This is a genomic window from Desulfurococcus sp. (assembly GCA_026626905.1).
Classification (GTDB): Archaea; Thermoproteota; Thermoprotei_A; order Sulfolobales; family Desulfurococcaceae; genus Desulfurococcus.
Genome location: JAPNUX010000006.1, coordinates 67,492 through 86,305, shown reverse-complemented (window position 1 = coordinate 86,305; position 18,814 = coordinate 67,492). Strand labels below are relative to the sequence as shown.

Annotated in this window: 19 protein-coding genes; 13 read left to right on the top strand and 6 right to left on the bottom strand. The window is 47.1% G+C overall.

Features of this window, described 5'->3' with window-relative positions:
- Positions 1 to 30: 30 nt before the first annotated feature.
- The 4 genes from OWQ48_05530 (at position 31) to panB (ending at position 3,368) form a co-directional block, all read left to right on the top strand.
- A complete protein-coding gene (locus OWQ48_05530; protein MCY0868671.1) occupies positions 31 to 708 on the top strand; it encodes a hypothetical protein in 678 nt (225 codons plus the stop codon).
- Positions 683 to 1,576 carry a Fis family transcriptional regulator gene (locus OWQ48_05525; protein ID MCY0868670.1) on the top strand — a complete coding sequence of 298 codons (894 nt, stop codon included), beginning with the start codon at positions 683 to 685 and terminating at the stop codon, positions 1,574 to 1,576. Before OWQ48_05530 ends, OWQ48_05525 begins: the two co-directional genes overlap by 26 nt.
- Positions 1,569 to 2,501: a 2-dehydropantoate 2-reductase gene (locus OWQ48_05520; GenBank protein ID MCY0868669.1), complete on the top strand. Its 933-nt coding sequence runs from the start codon at positions 1,569 to 1,571 to the stop codon at positions 2,499 to 2,501. Before OWQ48_05525 ends, OWQ48_05520 begins: the two co-directional genes overlap by 8 nt.
- 63 nt (positions 2,502 to 2,564) lie before the next feature.
- A complete protein-coding gene (gene panB, locus OWQ48_05515) occupies positions 2,565 to 3,368 on the top strand; it encodes a 3-methyl-2-oxobutanoate hydroxymethyltransferase (protein ID MCY0868668.1) in 804 nt (267 codons plus the stop codon).
- Here panB and OWQ48_05510 read toward each other — a convergent pair.
- Together OWQ48_05510 and OWQ48_05505 are read right to left on the bottom strand one after the other, a co-directional pair.
- The gene (locus OWQ48_05510) at positions 3,355 to 4,617 is read right to left on the bottom strand and encodes an ABC transporter permease (protein MCY0868667.1); all 1,263 of its coding nucleotides are present in this window, start codon (positions 4,615 to 4,617) and stop codon (positions 3,355 to 3,357) included. The genes panB and OWQ48_05510 overlap by 14 nt on opposite strands.
- A gap of 5 nt (positions 4,618 to 4,622) precedes the next feature.
- Positions 4,623 to 5,357: an ABC transporter ATP-binding protein gene (locus OWQ48_05505; GenBank protein MCY0868666.1), complete on the bottom strand. Its 735-nt coding sequence runs from the start codon at positions 5,355 to 5,357 to the stop codon at positions 4,623 to 4,625.
- Positions 5,358 to 5,444: 87 nt separating this feature from the next.
- On the opposite strand from OWQ48_05505, the gene apgM reads away from it, so the two are divergent.
- From apgM to OWQ48_05485, 4 genes are all read left to right on the top strand, one after another.
- Entirely contained in the window at positions 5,445 to 6,722 is a 1,278-nt protein-coding gene (apgM, locus tag OWQ48_05500) for a 2,3-bisphosphoglycerate-independent phosphoglycerate mutase (protein ID MCY0868665.1), read from the top strand.
- Between the two features lie 15 nt (positions 6,723 to 6,737).
- Positions 6,738 to 7,625 (top strand): kinase, encoded by an 888-nt coding sequence (locus tag OWQ48_05495; GenBank protein ID MCY0868664.1) that lies wholly within the window; start codon positions 6,738 to 6,740, stop codon positions 7,623 to 7,625.
- The gene (locus tag OWQ48_05490; protein MCY0868663.1) at positions 7,564 to 8,340 is read left to right on the top strand and encodes a 4-phosphopantoate--beta-alanine ligase; all 777 of its coding nucleotides are present in this window, start codon (positions 7,564 to 7,566) and stop codon (positions 8,338 to 8,340) included. Before OWQ48_05495 ends, OWQ48_05490 begins: the two co-directional genes overlap by 62 nt.
- Positions 8,341 to 8,415: 75 nt before the next feature.
- Positions 8,416 to 9,366 (top strand): hypothetical protein, encoded by a 951-nt coding sequence (locus OWQ48_05485; GenBank protein MCY0868662.1) that lies wholly within the window; start codon positions 8,416 to 8,418, stop codon positions 9,364 to 9,366.
- On the opposite strand, the gene coaBC is transcribed toward OWQ48_05485, so the two are convergent.
- The gene (gene coaBC, locus OWQ48_05480) at positions 9,338 to 10,567 is read right to left on the bottom strand and encodes a bifunctional phosphopantothenoylcysteine decarboxylase/phosphopantothenate--cysteine ligase CoaBC (GenBank protein MCY0868661.1); all 1,230 of its coding nucleotides are present in this window, start codon (positions 10,565 to 10,567) and stop codon (positions 9,338 to 9,340) included. The two genes, OWQ48_05485 and coaBC, sit on opposite strands and share 29 nt — an antisense overlap.
- Positions 10,568 to 10,651: 84 nt before the next feature.
- Between coaBC and rimI the strand changes: the two genes are divergently transcribed.
- The 5 genes from rimI (at position 10,652) to OWQ48_05455 (ending at position 15,614) form a co-directional block, all read left to right on the top strand.
- Positions 10,652 to 11,227, top strand: a complete 576-nt coding sequence (gene rimI / locus OWQ48_05475; GenBank protein MCY0868660.1) for a ribosomal protein S18-alanine N-acetyltransferase — start codon at positions 10,652 to 10,654, stop codon at positions 11,225 to 11,227.
- A gap of 36 nt (positions 11,228 to 11,263) precedes the next feature.
- Positions 11,264 to 12,559, top strand: coding sequence for an asparagine--tRNA ligase (asnS, locus tag OWQ48_05470; GenBank protein MCY0868659.1), 1,296 nt, complete (start codon positions 11,264 to 11,266; stop codon positions 12,557 to 12,559).
- Between the two features lie 76 nt (positions 12,560 to 12,635).
- Entirely contained in the window at positions 12,636 to 13,265 is a 630-nt protein-coding gene (locus OWQ48_05465) for an endonuclease III (GenBank protein ID MCY0868658.1), read from the top strand.
- Between the two features lie 98 nt (positions 13,266 to 13,363).
- Entirely contained in the window at positions 13,364 to 14,224 is an 861-nt protein-coding gene (locus OWQ48_05460) for a class I SAM-dependent methyltransferase family protein (protein MCY0868657.1), read from the top strand.
- Positions 14,208 to 15,614, top strand: coding sequence for a transglutaminase-like domain-containing protein (locus tag OWQ48_05455; protein ID MCY0868656.1), 1,407 nt, complete (start codon positions 14,208 to 14,210; stop codon positions 15,612 to 15,614). Before OWQ48_05460 ends, OWQ48_05455 begins: the two co-directional genes overlap by 17 nt.
- On the opposite strand, the gene OWQ48_05450 is transcribed toward OWQ48_05455, so the two are convergent.
- From OWQ48_05450 to serS, 3 genes are all read right to left on the bottom strand, one after another.
- Positions 15,556 to 16,713, bottom strand: coding sequence for a PhoH family protein (locus OWQ48_05450; protein MCY0868655.1), 1,158 nt, complete (start codon positions 16,711 to 16,713; stop codon positions 15,556 to 15,558). The two genes, OWQ48_05455 and OWQ48_05450, sit on opposite strands and share 59 nt — an antisense overlap.
- A 275-nt stretch (positions 16,714 to 16,988) precedes the next feature.
- Complete coding sequence (locus tag OWQ48_05445) at positions 16,989 to 17,360, bottom strand: thioredoxin family protein (protein ID MCY0868654.1); 372 nt, start codon at positions 17,358 to 17,360, stop codon at positions 16,989 to 16,991.
- A gap of 52 nt (positions 17,361 to 17,412) precedes the next feature.
- Entirely contained in the window at positions 17,413 to 18,792 is a 1,380-nt protein-coding gene (serS, locus tag OWQ48_05440) for a serine--tRNA ligase (GenBank protein MCY0868653.1), read from the bottom strand.
- Positions 18,793 to 18,814 lie beyond the last annotated feature (22 nt).

The window sequence follows — 18,814 nt, the reverse complement described above, 5'->3', positions numbered from 1 at the left end:
ATTCTAATCTCGATTTTAAGGTGCCTACTCTTGCTTTCAAGTGGTGAAGCTAAATCTAGTATCAGCGACTTTCTAGCGAGGTATGGAGAGAGGGCTCTGCTAGTTCTACGGATAGCCTATAATATTGCTAGGGACCCCAACGTAGACCACAGGTTAGGTGACTTCAGCTACAAGCACGTAGTCTCAAAGCTCATGGAACTCGGGCTCGTGTATAATCCAGCAAACATCCTGAGAGTCATGGAGAGAGAATACGGGATAATAGTGAAATCCTATGCCTCTAAGAATCAGACGTGGTGGAGATTCAGGGATCTAGACGCAGTGAGAGAAGTACTCGAGGAAGATATACTAGCAGACTCATCAGAGGAGCCTAAGCTAAAGCTAACCATGATAAAGTATAGGAGTCTAGAGCCGTTGAGCATGCTTAACTTCCTCCGCAGGCTTGCACTCAAGGAGAAGCTGAATAGTGCTGAGAAAGAGATTTTCCGTAAGCTTGTCTTCAACGAACTCGAGAAGATAGCTGGGATACTCGAGGAGATGAAGTACCATGAGGAAGTATTCTCTAGTGAGATCAAGATTCTAAGCGAGATAATAAGGCTGGCAGAAGTAGTAGCCGGGAAGCTTGATGCAAGGCATGCAGGTAGGAGTACTGATAGTTTAAGGGAAACTGTAAGAGCGAGAGGGGTTGTATCAGAGAATGATAATAGATGAAGCAGCATGTAGGATAGCTGTAGTGCTAAGAGGCATCCTAGCCCACAAGCTAAACGAGTACGGGCTCAGCCAGTACAAGATATCCCAGGTTCTCAATGTATCCCAGCCCATGGTTAACAAGCTCTTGAGAAAGCCCCTCGAAGAATACTATGCAGAGCTGGAGAGAATGGGTGTTAGCAAGGAGGTTGTAGAGCACTATGTTGACGTACTCCACAGTCTAGCTCTTAGAGCACCTAGAGATAGATTCGAAATGGTGAGCTACCAGGTAATTAATACTCTAGCATTGCAGGTAGCATGCATTAAGCATAGCGATGTATTCACTTCATGCTTATCTCGGCTGAACCATCCCGTGGACCCAAGCTTAGAGTACTATAGGATAGCACTAGCAAGAATAACCAGTATCAAGGGTCTCCGAGAACTAATCCCGGAGGTCGGCTCGAACCTCGTGTATGCTCCTAGACCTCCCGCAGGCATCTCCGAGGTAATAGGGTTAACTGGTAGGATAGTTAAGACTCTGGAGGGTGTTGTAGCTCTAGGTGAACCCATGTACGGGGGTAGCAGGCACTTATCGAGGATCCTATGCTTGGTGTCCAGATTCAACCCGGATAAAAAGGTGGGATTTATTGTAAGCTATAAGCCATCACGCGTCGAGAAGCTTAGGGAGATTGGGTTAAAACTCGTTTTAACAGGGCCTCACAGGGACCACCAGGATTTCTGGGCAAGTATTGAGAGAGTGGTGGAGGCACGACCTGACGTCATAGTGGACTTGGGAGGTGAGGGCTTGGAGCCAGTAGTATACGTTTTCACGGAGAGCTTTGATAAACTCGAGAATATATTACTAGGCATTATAGGCGATACACGTGGATAGCGATATATGTATTATAGGGGGAGGTGCTGTCGGGGCAACTCTAGCATACTTCCTCTACCGAGCGGGGGTCACCAGTATACCCGTATACTATAGGAGCTGGGATACAGTCAGCAGCATAGTGGAGCAGAAGGGTATTAGAGTGAGTGATAGAGTTAGAGGAAGCGATGTAGTTGTGCCTGTGACGCCTAGACACTATACTACACCTATTGATAAATGCAGATTCATACTCAATACTGTTAAAGCCTACAGCGTTCAGGAGACACTAGACCTCATGAGCCGGCTCCTCGAGAGTAGTGGAGTAATTATTATGCTCCAAAACGGCTTCGGCAGCTTAGAACTAGCTGAAGAGAAGTTCGGGTCGAGGGCTGCGGGAGGAGTAGTCTACTTTGGAGCTGAGAGGGTTTCCGCAAACCACGTAGTCTACCATGGCGGGGAAACCATTATAGCTGGCTGCAGGCTAGGACTCTGCACTGAGCTAATGGAGTTGAACAGGATCTTCAGGCAGAGTGGATTAGACTTCAGAGTTGTATCAAACCTAGACTACTACAGGTGGCTTAAGCTTGCATTAAACGCTGTCGTCAATCCAATAACAGCCATAGCTAGATCCAGGAACAGTATTGTTCTCACTAAGCCTGGGCTAGAGCTGGCTTCACTAATTCTAGCTGAGTTCACGAGAGTCGCGGAGAAGCACGGCTACAAGTTCAACACGGAGAAGCTGCTCGAGCATATTACAAGCGGTGTAAGAGCAACGGGAGATAATATCTCCAGCATGGCTCAAGACGTGTTAAAAGGCTCTATAACGGAAGTAGACTACATTAATGGATTTATTGCTAGAGAGCTTGGAGAAGAACTCTCAGTCAACAGGATTATCACGCTAATAATACACTTAATAGAGCAGGGTACTCGGGCTACTTCAAGCTCGTAGTTAATTTAATTTCAACTCTTCATAATTAGATTAAAGTCGATGAAGGCACGCAGGGGTGTCTGCATGGATCGAGTGACAGTTAGGGATATCGTTAAAATGAAGGGAAGGGAGAAGATAGCTATGATAACAGCATACGATTACATGACAGCTAAGCTCGTAGACCAGGCAGGTGTCGACGCCATCCTGGTGGGAGATAGTGTTGGAATGGTTGTCCACGGCTTCAACTCAACTATACCTGTATCAATGGATATGATGCTCCTACATGTTTCAAGTGTCGCGAGAGCAAGGCCTCGAGCACTAGTCATCGGGGACATGCCTTTCTTAAGCTACGAGACCAGCATCGAGGATGCTGTACGGAACGCCGGCTTAATGATGAAGGCTGGAGCTGATGCCGTGAAACTCGAGGGGGGTTCAGAGATGGCTGACGTAGTGAAAGCACTGGTAAGAGCCGGCATACCTGTAATGGGGCATATAGGACTCACGCCTCAAAGATCATTTCTAATAGGTGGCTACAGGAAGCGTGGTTTAAGCGAGAAGGAGCGAGAGAAGATACTGGAAGATGCAAGAGAGATCGAGAAGGCTGGCGCGTTCTCAATAGTAGTAGAGTATACGGCTGCAGATGTAGCCGGCGAGGTCACAAGGACTTTAAGCATCCCGACAATATGCATTGGGAGCGGCCCCTTCTGCGATGGCCAGGTATTAGTAGTGAACGATATACTCGGGTTAACTGAGAATCCACCTCCATTCGCTAAAGTGTACGCTGACCTCAGAAGCATTATAGTAAACGCTGTCAGCAGCTACGTAAGGGATGTTAAAAGCGGCTTGTTCCCTGAAGAGAAGCACTACTTCTACTCTAAGAAGACCTAGTTCTCCTCCTTAATGATATACTCAATCCTAGCACAACAACATCTCTGTTAAACAAGTATACAGCCAAAGCTATCAAGAATACTGTTGCAGCAATAGAAGTAGAGACTGAGATCACTGCAAGCTCATAGCGGCCTGAAAGCACTGAGTTAACTACTACAAGGGGTATAAGAGTAATGGATGTACCAGCGAGTACTGCTGTCAAGCTATTCAACGGGATCCCGAGGAACATTGCAGCGAAGCTGATACCCATAAACAGTAATACTACTGGAGTGGAGAGGATGCCGGCTGCTCTTTCATCAGTTATAACCGCACCGATCACAACACCTATTGCACCCGAGTACACTAACCCTAGTACTAGCACAGCGATCACTACTAGAATATCGCTTAATCCTACGATACCTAGCAGGAAGGATGGTACACGTGAATCTTCCCCGCCGGGTAGGGGGGCACTGCCTTCAATCGAAGAGAACATTAAGAGCATTCCAGTCATGTAGACTACACCGGTGATAATCGAGGCTACTACAGCGCCAGCCATCTTCGCTAACACCACGCTTCTACGCGGTATTGGCTGCGCTAGAAGCATCTCGAAGGCCTTCTCAGCCTTCTCGACAGCAGTTGCCTGGGCAGCATATGTAACGTTCAAGCCTATGACAATACCTAGTAGCATTGGCACCATGGTGAAAAAGCCTACTAGCGTTGAGAACTCGGCTTCTGAGAGGACTCTACCATACATGATCACAGACCCCTCTACTACAACCCGTGTACCCGGCTGGATGGTGATATTGTATAGCTGGCCGACTGCTACTGGTAGGAGCTCTGATATAGTAGAAGCTATGTTCTGCAGGATGAGTAATCTAGCTTGACTTGAAATAGGAGAAATGTCTTCTACTCTAACCTCACCCTTCAATACTGCTACTCTTCCAGGCGATGTAGCATTCTCCGTGAAACCTCGTGGTATTAGTACTGCGACTCCTGTCTCCTTTAGTGCTTCAGGTAGACTACTATAGACTTTCACGCTGCCATTACTGTACTCTACGAGCGTGTCAACCAGCTTGCTGACTAAAGCTGTATTCTCTTCAATCACCAGGCCTGCTGAGAGCGAGCTAGCCTCTCTCACAGACTCTACTCCCGTCTTGATCACGCTGCCTAGTGAAGGATAGAAGACCATTAATATCACTAGTGAGGCAATGAAAACCGGGTTCTTCAGGAAGCTTTTTACCTCCCTTATAACAAGCTGTTTTAACACCACTGGGTTCAAGCCTCCCCTTCAGCCTTCAGCTTTACAAATACTTCTTCAAGGTCTCTTCCAGCATACGTGTTCTTCAATTCCTCGACGCTACCCTCAGCTATCAATCTCCCCTTGTAGAGCATCCCCACTCTATCACAGAGCTTCTCCACCTCAAGCATGTTATGGCTGCTTAATAGGACTGTCACTCCATGCTTTCTACTGTATTCTCTAATCAAGCTTCGAGCATAGATGCTTCTCTCTACATCTAATCCTGCTGTGGGCTCATCTAGGATCATGAGCTTCGGCCTGGAGGCTAGCACGACACTCAAAGCTAGTATTCTCTTCATGCCCTTACTATAGGTTTTCACAGGCTTCTTAAGGCTTTCCTCGAGGCCGGAGATTTCTGCAGCTTCATCAATCCTCTCCTCGAGCTCCCTCCCCTTAAACCGTAGTGATAGCATGAAGCGAATGAAATCTAGGCCTGAGAGATCTCTGTATGCTCCAGCCTCCTCGGGCAGGTAGTTAATGAACCTCCTAGCCTTTAAGGGTTCTCTTACAACATTAACCCCGTATACTAGCACTTCGCCTGAGGTAGGCTTGAGTAGCGTGGCTACTATACGGAGAGTCGTAGTTTTACCGCTACCATTAGGACCTATTAAACCGTATACTTCACCCGGCTTCACAGTGAAGCTTAGGCTTCTAACTCCTATGCTTCCGTGAGCATAGATCTTTGTGAGCTTGCTTACTTGAAGGGCATTCATGATACTACCACTCCTAACACCTATAATTTTTTACTCACAGTATATATTCTACAAGCAGCTATTACTACAACCTGGTGGTGAGTATTGCTGAAGTACAAGCTACTCTACCTAGTTCTAGATGGAGCTGGAGACAGCTTAAACGACCCGGTGACGACACTAGAGGCGAGCGTGAAGCCCGGCTTAGACTGGGTGGCTAGAAACAGTAAGTGCGGCTTAATGTATACTGTTGGGAGGGGTGTAGCCCCTGAAAGCGATGAAGCCGTTATCTCTATACTAGGATACGACCCCCATGAAGTCTACACTGGGAGAGGGCCTCTAGAAGCCCTTGGAGCTGGATTAGAGTTCAAGGAAGGCTACGAAGTAGCTTTCAGAGCTAATTTTGCAACCATAAACCCTGAGACCATGGAGATTATTGATAGAAGGGTTGGTAGAAGCCTTACATCACAGGAGGCAAGAGAGCTTGCTAGAGCACTGGATGGATTGGAGGTAGGAGTCCACGAGGGCTACGCGAGAGTTGTAGCTACCATTGGGCATAGAGCTGTAGTGGTATTAGGTAGCAGGAGGAGCAGGCTTTCCGGGATGGTGAGTAACAATGATCCAGCGTATAGAAGGCAGGGTTTAGTAAGCATTGCTGTGCAGTCTCCCTCGAGGAGAATTGAAGAGATCAAGCCTCTCGATAACACAGTTGAAGCGAGAATTACAGCTGAGATAGCTAACGCCTTCTCTAGGAAGGCTGTTGAGATACTGGCAGACCACCCGGTTAACTTGGAGAGAACTAGGAGAGGGCTGCCTCCAGCTAACGCTATTCTCCTTAGGGATGCAGGCGACAGGCTGCCGAAGGCTGTTAAACTCCCAGAGAAGTACGGTTGCAGGTTTGCTGTGCTAGCTGAAATGCCCGTGGAGGTAGGTATTGGAAGAGCTTTCGGAGCAGACACTATTCTAATGGAGCCGCCGTCAGGGGACCCTGCAAGCGACTATGAAGCCAGGTTGAAGGCAACTCTTAGAGCTCTTAGAGACTACGATGTAGTATATGTTCACTTGAAGGGGCCTGATGAGCCAGGACACGATGGAGACCGGGAACTTAAGATTAAGAGGATTGAAGAGATAGATAGGTTCTTCGTGCAACCTCTTCTCGACGAGCTTAAAGAGAGATTCGCATTAATTGTTACAGAGGATCACGCTACACCACCTAGTGTTAGATCCCATACAGACGACCCTGTACCAGTAGCATTCTATATGCCTGGTATAGAACCCGATGGATTAAAGAGGTTCACGGAGAAGGAGTGTAGTAGAGGTAGTCTCGGCATCATAGAGCATGGATGGCTTCTCCTACCAATGATTATTGGCAACTACCTCTCGAAGTAGCAGCCCGGTGGTTTCTTGAAGAAGATACTTGTACCCCTTCATGTTTCAGGGTTATGGATACCCTTTAAGTCACGTGATCTCGTTGAGACGGGAAGCTATGGTGCCGGGTTAAACCTAGATTTATACGTGGAAGCTTACGCTGAGATTGGAGAGTGCGGAATATACTTGAATAACATGAGGGTTCTGGAGGAGCAGTCCGGGAGAATATGCAGGGATAGTGGTTTAAGCATCCTGGTGAGAGCTCAATCCCCTGTTGGCTTAGGCAAGGGCTTCGGGGTGTCAGCCAGCCTGCTTATAGCTCATGCTTTAGCAGCATTTCATGCGAGAAGACTTCCCTCGCTAAAAGCTCTCCAGGAAGCACACGTTGTTGAAGTAGAATACTCTACAGGGCTTGGAGATGTTCTCTCAGAGTACACTGGTGGATTCGCTCTACGCTTGAAGCCTGGGGCTCCAGGCATAGGGTTAGCTCATAGAGTCCTGCTCCACGAGAAGCCGCTGCTAGTAGTAGCTGAACTCCCCTGGAGTGAGCCTACCGGGAGGATGCTCTCTAGGATTAGTAGTGGTTTATACGAAGAAGCCTATACGTTCTTCAGGAGAGTAGTGGAGACAGAGGATCTCGCCGACTTCTTCCACTACTCTCAAGTCTTTACGAGAAGGATATTCGACTATAAGCCTGTAGATGACTTGCTGAAAAAAGCAAGAGGCGTGATCTCATACTATCTTAAAAAGGCCGCGTTAATCGTGTGGGTTGAAAGAGAGAGTGCCAGCAACGTAGTAGAGCTACTCGAGGAGAGAGGCTTAAAGGTTTTCAAGTCAACGATATCTGATAGAGGTGTTACAGTTGATAATACCTCAGAATCACCCGAGAAGGGAAAGCCTGCTTATAAGGGAAAGACTGGTTGAAGGCTTCAGGAAGGGGATTGTCGCCCCTGAAGGCTTAATCGCTCATGGTAGAGGCGAATGCTTCGACTACCTTCTAGGCGAGAGAACTCATGGATTCGCTTTAAAGGCGGTAGAAGCTGCTGCAGCCTTCCTGCTCCTAGCTAAGCACCCAGTGATCTCAGTTAATGGTAACACAGCGGCTTTAACACCACGAGAGATAGTAGAGCTAGCCGAGGAGACATGTGCTAAAATCGAGGTAAATCTCTTCTACAGGACGAGGGAGAGAGAGGAAGCTATAGCACAATACCTTATAGAGCACGGAGCTAGAGAGGTACTAGGAGTTGGTAGTGATGCATCAGCAACTATACCAGAGCTCTTCAGCGAGAGGAGGCGTGTAAGCCCTCGTGGAATACTTATAGCAGATGTAGTTTTAGTCCCATTAGAGGATGGGGATAGAACAGAGGCTTTAAGAAGAATGGGGAAAACGGTTATAGCAGTAGACTTAAACCCGCTTTCCAGGACAGCGCGTGCAGCCTCAGTGACTATAGTGGATAACGTAGTGAGAGCTATGCCGCTACTAGTTAGAGAGGTCAGAAGACTTAAAAGCATGAATAGAGACGAGCTGAAAAGTATTACTGGAAACTACGATAACAATAAAGTGCTCCAGGAAGCCTTGAAAGTCATTCTAGAGAGGCTTAGAGAACTCTCAACATCAACTCTAACACTTACACCATAAACTGTAACCCTATAGCATGAGTTCAACTCTAGTTTTAATTTCATTTCACCATGATATAATCTTCTGGGAACAGTCTTGAAGACCTGCCTGTTAACCGGGCTTGTAGGCTTCGAGTTCAACGGTCCCAGCGTCCACGCTGTTACCCGCTCGCTAACAACTCTCTTCTCCCGCCGGTATCTACCAGACCCAGAGTTAGATGATAGCTGTAATAGCATTGATGTAGAAGTAATGTGGATTGATGGAAGAGGCTTTAACGTGCTGGCTGCATGGTATAGCCGTGAACTCCTTCACCAGCCGGATAGGTATATCATTGAAGGAGGGCCTGCTGAACCATATACTAATGAATCTCCTGTTTTCTTTGTTCTTCAAGCGCTTGCACGAAGACTCATCATTAAGGGGCAAGTCCTATTAACAGACTCTGTAAGCATATACCTGCCTAGTACTGGTGAAGCTGTTCTCCTACTAGGCTATCCTCATACAGGTAAAAGCACGATATCAAGCATAGCATTCTCAAAAGGCTTCACAGTATTGTCAACCGAGAACACTATCGTAGATGTTGATGAGAAGGGTTTACTAGTGAGGTCGGGTTCCTCTACGCTGGTATTCGATCCTGTAGTCAGAAGACTCTACGGGGTTGAACTACTATCACACGAAACCACTAGGCATGGCTATGAAGTTGTTGATGCTGGAAGCACTGAGAGATCTAGTCTCCTTCGCAGAGGTGTAAGAGTATCCTCTATATACGTTCTCCACACGAACTTCTCGAGTAGTGGTGTATCGCTCACGCCTGTTAAGGGAAGGAAAATAGGTAAAACTCTATGGTATTTTGCTACCAGTGTATTAAGAGGCGTGGATTTCTACGAGCCTGCACCCCTGGATATACCTATGGATTACCCAGTGAAAAATAACTTGCTCCGATTCCTGGAGAATGCTCAGAGAAACTATAATGGCAGGATGCTTGAAGTCTACGGATCTCCTCTCGAGGTCTTCAACGAGATTATTGCTCGCGAAGCCTCTCAGCGATGAAGTCGCCTATGAGCCTGGCTACTTCAGGCTTAAACCTGTAGCCTTTCTCTACTACTTTCTCCTTGCTTGCAATAACCACGTCTAGTAGCTCCTTGCCGAAGCCTGCTCCCTCAGATAGAATATTATTGCCTACTGCTAGATCAGCATTGTAGTCTCTTGCTTTAAGCAGAGTTTTCTCGATGAGATCCTCTCCTCCACTAGTCTCAGCTGCGAAAACCACTGTCACCCTAGGCTTACTGGCTACATGCTTTATGACTTTAGGTGTCTCCTCTAATCTCAACTCTAGGACGGGGTTCTCCCTGGTTGATACCTTAACAGGTGATTTCACTGCCGGCTTATAGTCTGCTGGAGCAGCTGCAAAGACTGCTGCATCATACCTGCTACTAGATGTAAGCTCTCTAACTACTCTAGCCATATCTTCTGTTGTTTCAACTGGAATCCTGTTAACCATGTAGGGTGGGTTGACAGCTAGGGGCCCGTGGACTAAGTCTACTCTAGCACCCCTGCACGCTAGCTCTCTAGCTACTATCACCCCCATTAATCCACTACTAGGGTTTGTTAAGACTCTCACGGGATCCAAGTACTCTCTTGTCGGGCCGGCTGTAACAAGTATTCTTCTCCCCTTTAAGTCTACTCCTCTATTAACTACAGCCTCCACGCAGTGGGATAGGTCGTCTACCGGGGGGAACTTGGCTTTATCCTCCTCTATCATTGGAGGTATTACTATTGCACCATACTCCTCTAGTATTTCAAGCGCGCGCTTATACTGCGGTGAGTTCATTAAGCGTATATTCATTGCTGGCACGAAGATAGTCTTCTTGCCGGAGCCCATCATTGTCACTACTGTGAGCGTTAAGAGCTCGTCGAGTACTCCATAGGCTATTTTACTCATAGTGTTAAGAGTGGCTGGTGCTATAACTACTGCATCACCCCAGTGCGCTAGATCTATGTGCTCTGTCTCCCCGCTCATCTCGTAGAGGGGTTTCTCGCCGATCGCCCAGTGAACTAAGTCAACACCTATTAGTCTAAGTGAGCTCTTAGTCATTACAGCTCTAATTCTTCCCCCCATTCGTATTAGTCTCCGCGCTAGATCAATGGACTTATATATGGAGGAGCTTGCAGTCAACCCTAAGACTATCCTCCTACCCTGTAGCGGCTGGTAAGCATATCTTCGCAGCTCCTCTACCATGGAGAATCCCACATCGTTTATACCCCGAGTAACTTAATATATAATCTTGCTATAATTTGCAGATTGAATTTCAAGGGTGACTTCAGGGATTCAGCTATGAGTAAAGAAGATCATGCATATCACGTTGATACACTGCTAAATACAGCTCTTGAGAAACTGCGGAGAGAAGCACCAGGCTATAAAGTTAGAAACGCGGTTGAAAACGATATTGATAGAATCATAGAGATCAACATGGTGTCGCTACCTGAACACTATCCTCGCAGCTTCTTCATGGACCTCTACGAGAATTACAGTAAAGCATTCTATGTTGCTGAATCTCCAAGCGGCGAGATCGTGGGGTACGTGATGACTAGGATTGAGTGGAAGCCTGGCTTTACGCGTAGACTTCTAGCGAGAAGCGGCCATGTAGTCAGTATAGCAGTTCTAAGCGAGCATAGAGGACGGGGTCTCGGCTATGCTTTAATGGCTCATGCAATGCACTCAATGTACTACCACTATAAGTGTAGTGAAACTTATCTCGAGGTAAGAGTTTCCAATACGCCGGCAATATCTCTCTACGAGAAACTAGGCTACAGGAAAGTGAAGATTGAGAAAGGATACTATCTTGATGGAGAAGATGCATACGTGATGGCTCGGGGGCTTCCAGCCATCTTAATTAATAACTCTCCGTGAAGAATGGTGACTTAATAGAGCACTGGTGAGACAGGAATGACTGAGAGTATAGCTGGCATAATGAATGACAGCAGGGTTGGTGAGCGCGTCTGCGTGAGAGGCTGGATATACAGGAGGAGCGTGGTGGGTGGGAAAGCCTTCGTTAGAGTTAGAGACTCTACTGGAGTAATCCAGGTGGTTGTAGACTCCTCGAAGCTCGGCGAAGAACTCGTCAGAGAGTTAAAGAACATAGGCTTAGAGGCTAGTGTCTCAGCATGCGGAATCCTCGAGAAGGAGCCGCGTGCTCCAGGAGGCTACGAGATAGAAGCTGACTCCTTTAGGATCATCGGCTCCAGCAGGGACTTCCCGATTAAAGGCGGCGAGGGACTCGAATACTTGATGGATAACAGGCACTTATGGCTTAGAAGCCCTCGCTTCGCGAAGATCTTTAAAGTTAAGCATACAATCATTCAAGCCGGGCGAGAATACTTTACATCCAACGGCTGGTGGGAGGTTAACCCGCCTATACTAACAGCCTCAGCCTGCGAGGGGGGTGCAACACTCTTCCCAGTCCAGTACTTCGAGCAAACAGCCTACCTCAGTCAAAGCGCGCAGCTATACCTTGAAGCCTTAATCTACGTGCTCGAAAAAGTCTGGAGTTTAACCCCTAGTTTTAGAGCCGAGAAATCTAGGACACGCCGTCATCTCGCAGAGTACTGGCATCTCGAGCCGGAGGCAGCATGGTATAGCATGGAGGATATGATGAAGGTTGCCGAAGAGCTAGTCGCCTACATAGTCAGGAGAGTTGTCGAGGAAAGAAGAAGCGAGCTCACCGACCTAGGCAGAGATATTGAGAAGCTTAAGCCTGCAATGGAGCCACCATACCCGAGGATAAAATACGATGAAGCAATCGAGATCCTCCAAAGCAAAGGGGTTCAAATAAAATGGGGTGACGACCTGGGAGCAGACGAAGAGAAGATCCTCTCGGTAGAATTCGATAAACCCTTCTTCATCACGCACTTCCCGAAGCAAATTAAAAGCTTCTATATGAAGCTTGATCCATCGAATCCTAACGTCGTCTTGGGATTCGATCTTCTAGCTCCTGAAGGCTACGGGGAGATAATAGGAGGCGGGGAAAGAGAAGACGACTACGATAGACTCTACAATAGGATAATTGAGCAGGGTTTAAACCCCAGCGACTACAAGTGGTACCTCGACCTGAGGAAATACGGGAGTGTACAGCACAGCGGCTTCGGTCTCGGGGTAGAGAGAGTAGCCATGTGGATCATGGGCTTAGAGCATATAAGAGATACACTACCGTTCCCAAGGTATAGGGGGAGGATTTATCCCTAGGGAGTTTAATGCTAGGATTGGAGACCTAGTCCTCGAGAGACTGCGGAAAGCCCACTTGCTCAGACAGGAGGAGTTCGTGGTTTCAGACGAGAATATTGATTCAAGCAGTCTATTTGAAGTACTAGTTGCAGTAGTTCTAAGCCAGAACACAAGTGATAAGAACGCTGTGAAAGCGCTCATCAGGCTCAGGGAAGCTCTCGGAGGTAAGATAACACCTTCAGCACTCCTCTCAGCGAGCCTAGAGGTCGTCGAGGATTCCTTGAAGCCTGCCGGAATGCACAGGAGGAGGGCTAGAGTGCTTAAAGAGCTCGCAGAATACTTCAGCAAGCCTGGCTTCAGCGAGGAGTTAACCAGCAGGATTACACGTGAAGGCAGCGTTGAGAAGGCGCGGGAACTCCTAGTGAAGCTCCCAGGAGTCGGCTATAAGACAGCCGACGTAGTACTCCTACGCTTCTTCGGCAAGCCTGTTTTCCCCGTGGACACACATATAGCCAGGATAACCAACAGGCTGGGCTTCACCTCGAGTAGAAGATACCTGGATATATCGAGATTCTGGATGGAGAATACTTCACCATCCAACTACCTTGATTTACACCTCTACCTTATAACACATGGTAGAAGAGTATGCAGGGCTCGAAACCCCCTCTGCAGTAAGTGCGTTCTCAGAGATATCTGTAGCTATACAGGTAGAACTCGATCAGCATAAAAGCTTATGATTCTAACCTGCCTGCTACTCCAATATTTTAATCCTTCAACACACAATGCTATTCGTCACCAGGAGAAACAACTCTTAAAGTGCAGTCTATGACCAGAGGCTCCCTGGTGAAAGAGCTCGCGAGGAAAGTGCTTGGAGAGGAAGCTGCGAGGAAAGTATGGAGAAGAGTAGAGTTCATTGGAGATTTAGCATTAATTAGAGTGCCGTTAGGCTTAGACCCAGAGGTTCTCAAGCCTCTTGGAGAAGAGCTACTCAAACACTTCAACTTCGTTAAGAGTGTCTGGGCTGCTATTCCAGGTGTTAAAGGAGAGTACAGGCTTAGAGACCACGTGCTACTCGCTGGGGAGCCTAGGAGTGAGACTCTCTACAGGGAGCATGGCTGTTCATTTAAGATAGATATAAATAAAGTCTACGTTTCTCCTAGTCTTAACTACGAGCATATTAGGATTGCCAGGCTCGTGAAACCCGGCGAAGTAGTTCTCAACATGTTCGCTGGAGCTGGGCTATTCAGCATAATAATTGCTAAGCACGCTAAGCCGAGGAAAGTATACAGTATTGATATAAACCCCTATGCTTACTACTACATGGTGGAGAACATAAGGTTGAACCACGTGGAGGACATCGTCGAACCCATACTCGGGGATGCAGCTGTAGTCGTGGAGTCAAAGCTCGCTAACTCCAGTGATAGGGTTTTAATGCCGTTTCCGGAGCTAGCTCTCGAATACCTTGATAAAGCATTAAGGGCTTTAAGAGACGGGAGAGGCTGGATACACGTATACCTTCATGTCAAAGCGTTGAAAGGCGAGGACTACAGGGTTAAAGCTAGAGAAATACTCGCGGAGAGGCTAACAAACCTTAAGGTAGGAGAGTACAGGATTACAGGCTTACGGAAGATCAGGAATGTGGGGCCACGCTTACACCAGGTGGTAATAGATGTTGAGATACCATGATACACTAGCACTTATAGCAGTAGCAGTCATAGTGGTAGCACTCTATACAACAGCACCTTCTACCTCAATCCAGCAGGCTCAAAGTCTTCTCCACACTAAGTGTGCAACCCTCTACTTCCTTAACGCCATAGACATCTATAATTCAACAGTAAATGATACCTTGATCCTTGAGACTCCAGGTAATATTACCTTAGATGAAGGATTCCAGCAGACAGTGGAAGCCCTGCTAGCATATAATGTCGTCTTCAATGACTCCTCTAAGCAGTTCACTTTTAATACCTCTATAGGCCGAGGATTCTTCGGGTTCTTCACATCTAGGATAACAGTCTGCTACCCGGATGGTAGTAGTCTCCTAGAATACTATAAGTTAGCATTCAGAAACCCTATGTACTCGCCGAGCCTGAATGCAAGCATGCCGAGTGATCTCGTGGAGAAGTATGTTAGACAACCGTACAGTAAGATTGCTGAGGTTGTAGTACCAGCTTTCGAGAAATGGTTTAATGAAACCCATGGGATACCGGTTTCCTCGGCAAGTAGTCTAGGATTAGCTGTTAATGCAGCCTACTTCGTATACCGAGAGTACTTCACTTATAATGGTTCATCAATACCTCGGTCAATAGATGAAGTCATCTCGACAGGACAAGGGGACTGTGATGATCTATCGAGAGTTCTCGTTGAGCTATTAAACTACTATCATATACCGGCTTTAATCGCTTACGGGTACGTCTACATACCAGACATTAATGAGAGCGGGGTATTCACCACTAGTATAGAGAATGTGACCTACGTGTTCCTCTATAACGGTCCACACGCATTTACAGTTGCCTACATCCCGAGCCTCGGATGGCTGTCTCTCGATTTTCTAGCCGGCTCCCTACTTGAATACCCCTTCGTGTTTGAAGGTTACACTCGTGAAACCCTTGTCAACGAGACAAGTGTTGAGGAATTAGTCAACCTGCATAAGGAGATAGATGGGGTGCAGGTCCTCGCAGTCTTAAATGAAAGCGAGTATTTAAGCCTGGTTGCGAGAAGCGAGAGTGCCGTCTCAAGCATCCAGGGGTATGTAGAAGAACTTGCTAGGAGGTACAAGGGTCTAGTGGAGACAAGCACTCAGACGCTTCAAACACAGACAACTGAGAGTACTCCTATTTCGAGCACTACGTTCACGCCGCCACCCACATCTACCTTTGAATCCCCGAGCAGTCCTTCCATGGGTGAATGGAGTAGTAGAGGTACAGGAACACAGTACAAAATAGTGGTACTAGCAGCTCTCCTGGTAGCTGTAGCACTCATATTAACTATACTACTGGTTCTCCCAAGGCTCGTGGAAGCTACTTCTCCTTTCTCCTTCTACTCTTCTCTTTCTCAGCTTCAACCTCAAATGCTCTAACACCGACTCCTAGAAGCTTCCTAGTAACGCTTTCAAGGAATCTGACGTGCACTCCTTTCTGCCCCACGAAGGCTCCATATCCCTCACTAGCTACTTTAACCATGAGGTCTGGTCCAGCGAAATCTACATCAAGGATGTGCTTGTATACCCAGCTTACCGGGTGTACAGCTTTTATCAGTGGTTTAAAGTCTAGTGTCATCTCGACTGCTCTCAGCTTGTAGCCTGTATCCTTCTCAATACTGCTGATTCTCTCCCCGCCTTTACCTATAAGTCTAGCCATGAAGCCTTCTTTGACTATTATCAGGGCATCAGGGGCAGCCTCGCTTTTGATATCATACTGCTTCTTGAACTCCGTGAACTCTACTATAGTAATTAGATCAGCGTCGGGAGCTCTAATCTTAGCTGTATTGAATATCTCTTTCTCGGCTTCACTGAGCTCCCTGGATCTCATCTTCGACTCCAATAGCAGTTTAATTCCTCGTCTAGCTCCAGGTCTAACGATATCTTTTAAGCCGAGGTCTATTACCCTGGCTGTATCCTCACCTAGTAGTATTTCTCTCAGCATGCTTACTGAATCCCTGCTACCCGTTGTCCTCTGGAATACCGGGTCGCCTGCAATTATTAGCCTGCTATTCCTTCCTATCCTCATAACTATCTCTATCGCGCCTTCTACTGGAATGCTTTGAGCATCATCTAGGAAAACTATTGAGTCGTCGAATGTCCTGCCTCTAAGGTAGTGTGAGTCCGCTATAACCAGCATCCCCTTCTTCATTAAGTCCTCGATAGTGCTCCACTCTATGAAACCTGATGTTATATCACGAATATACGTTGAAGCCAGCTCGTAGTACTCCTCGCCTAGATCTGCTGCTGTTAACTCTCTACCACTTACTACATCAACCACCGGACGTGAGATAATGAACCTCTTGTATCTACCGCTCATCACAGAGTCTAAGCCGTATAGTATGCTTAGGAGACTCTTACCTGTACCAGTAGGCCCGAATAAACCTATAATCTCATAGTTCTTATCGCTTAGAGCCTTCACGAACTCCTCCTGGCCAGGGGTCTGCGGGGAGATCTTACTGAATACTCCAGCAGACATGCCTATACCACCCTGAAATCACTACTCACGAGTTTAAATGCAATAATTAAAAGAGCATTTTAACTCTCACTGGCACTAGAAGTAGCAAACGTCTCGCTAAACCTTCTTTACACTACTACACTGGCTTTACGGGTGACAGGAGGAGTGCAGCCCACGAGCTAGACGCTTCTACGAGCAGTAGTGAAGCCTTAAACTCCAGTACCTCAAGCTTGATCTACAGGCTCTCGCGTAGCATGGAAGTTAAGGAGACTCCGATAGTAGTAAGGTTTTACCGCTTAAAATGCGAGAACAGCGTCCCCTATCCCGCCGCCATCATAGAGCTTGGTGCCAACGATTCCTGCCTCTTCTCTCTTAGCTGGCTGAACCCCTACTTTCTCCATTATTGCTGATTTTAGATCGCTTATGGATGGGGCTCTACCTATGAATCTAAGCTTACCGTTAATGTATATTTGCGGGAGATCCATTACTTCAGCTTCCAATGGATCTGTAAACCACACGTGCTCTGGAATAATTTCAACCCACACGCCATATTTATCGAGTAGTTCCTCGGCAACATAGAAGACTCTTCTTAAAGCTTTATCACTCTCCTCACTGAAATCAAGGCGTACTTCAACAATAACCTTGACTACTTTTTCAGCAACATTCATTAGCAACCCCCGTTAGAAATCTCGATGATGTAAAAGTTTTAAAGAGAGAGGGCTAGTTCTCCTTCTTCCTAGAGGGGTGAATGTAGTCTCTCGGAGCTTTCTTGAATACCTCGAGGTATTTTCTTAGTGCTCTAGGAATGGTTACTGTTCCATCCTCATTCTGGTGGTTTTCAAGAATGGCTGTTATAGTTCTCGTGCTCGCTATAGCTGTACTGTTAAGTGTATGCACGAATTCTTTCACCATACCCTTCCTGCGCACCATCCGGATCTTCAGTCTATAGGACTGCCAGTCTGTTGTATTACTGCAGCTAACCATCTCCCTGTATAATCCTTGAGCCGGCATCCATGTCTCCAGATCGTACTTCTTGGCTGCTGGTGCCCCTAGATCCCCGCTTGCTATGTTGACAACTCTATAGGGTAACTCTAAGCCCTGGAATAACTCCTCAGCGTTCCTAATTAACTCCTCCATGAGATCCCAGCTCTCCTCGGGTTTAGCGTAAACGTACTGCTCGACTTTATGGAACTGGTGGACTCTGAATATGCCTTTAAGATCCCTGCTTCCAGCACCAGCCTCCTTCCTAAAACAGGGTGATACACCAGCATACTTCAGTGGTAAATCATCCTCCGGTATCTCGCTGAACGCGTGGAGGGCTGCAAGAGAGTGCTCTGCTGTAGCTATCAAGTATAGATCCTCATCTTCAATCTTGTATATTGCATCCTTGAATGTAGCTAGATCTATGACTCCAGACATGATGTTGCGGCGAAGCATGTAGGGTGGTAGGACAAGCCTGTAGCCCTTGCTTGTCAGATAGTCTATAGCGTACATTAAGAGAGCCATGTCAAGGAATACTATATCGTCGAACAAGTAGTAGAATCTACTTCCAGCGACCTCGCCAGCCTTAATTGTATCGCCTAGCTTAAGCACGTTCTCGAGCATATCGGCGTGGCCGACTGGCTTCCAGTCTATTAGCTCGTAGTCTACTTTAAACCCGTACCTCTCAGTCTGCTGCTTAAACTGCTCAAGGTACTCTCTCCATACTCTTGGTTTACCCCAGAATCTAATAGGGACATTATATGAGTCGTCTGGGCCTATAGGAGTGGAGTCGTGGACTATATTTGGTAGCTTGAGTAGCACCTCCTCCCGCTGCTCCTCGAGCTCTCTTAGCTTTTTCTCCAAGTCTTCTAGCTGGGCTAGAAGCTCCTTCGCTTCTCTTACTCTAGCACTTCTCTCAGGCTCCTGAAGCCTGGGGATCTCCCTGCTTATAACATTATGCTTATGCCTAAGCTCCTGCACCTCGGTTAGTAGTTTACGCCACTCGGCATCCAGCTTGTATGCTTCATCAACTATGCTAGGATCAATATACCGTTTTCTAACATGCTCTTTCAACTTCTCCGGGTTCTCTCTCAGCAAGGCTAAAATACTCCAGGACATAGAGGGATCCCAGCCTAATTAG

What these genes read in the sequence shown, in the direction of transcription:
- panB (MCY0868668.1), top strand. Translation starts at nt 2,565, where the DNA reads ATGGATCGAGTGACAGTTAGGGATATCGTTAAAATGAAGGGAAGGGAG.
- OWQ48_05505 (MCY0868666.1), bottom strand. Translation starts at nt 5,357, where the DNA reads ATGAATGCCCTTCAAGTAAGCAAGCTCACAAAGATCTATGCTCACGGA.
- rimI (MCY0868660.1), top strand. Translation starts at nt 10,652, where the DNA reads ATGAGTAAAGAAGATCATGCATATCACGTTGATACACTGCTAAATACA.
- asnS (MCY0868659.1), top strand. Translation starts at nt 11,264, where the DNA reads ATGACTGAGAGTATAGCTGGCATAATGAATGACAGCAGGGTTGGTGAG.
- OWQ48_05460 (MCY0868657.1), top strand. Translation starts at nt 13,364, where the DNA reads ATGACCAGAGGCTCCCTGGTGAAAGAGCTCGCGAGGAAAGTGCTTGGA.
- OWQ48_05455 (MCY0868656.1), top strand. Translation starts at nt 14,208, where the DNA reads ATGTTGAGATACCATGATACACTAGCACTTATAGCAGTAGCAGTCATA.
- OWQ48_05450 (MCY0868655.1), bottom strand. Translation starts at nt 16,713, where the DNA reads ATGTCTGCTGGAGTATTCAGTAAGATCTCCCCGCAGACCCCTGGCCAG.
- OWQ48_05445 (MCY0868654.1), bottom strand. Translation starts at nt 17,360, where the DNA reads ATGAATGTTGCTGAAAAAGTAGTCAAGGTTATTGTTGAAGTACGCCTT.
- serS (MCY0868653.1), bottom strand. Translation starts at nt 18,792, where the DNA reads ATGTCCTGGAGTATTTTAGCCTTGCTGAGAGAGAACCCGGAGAAGTTG.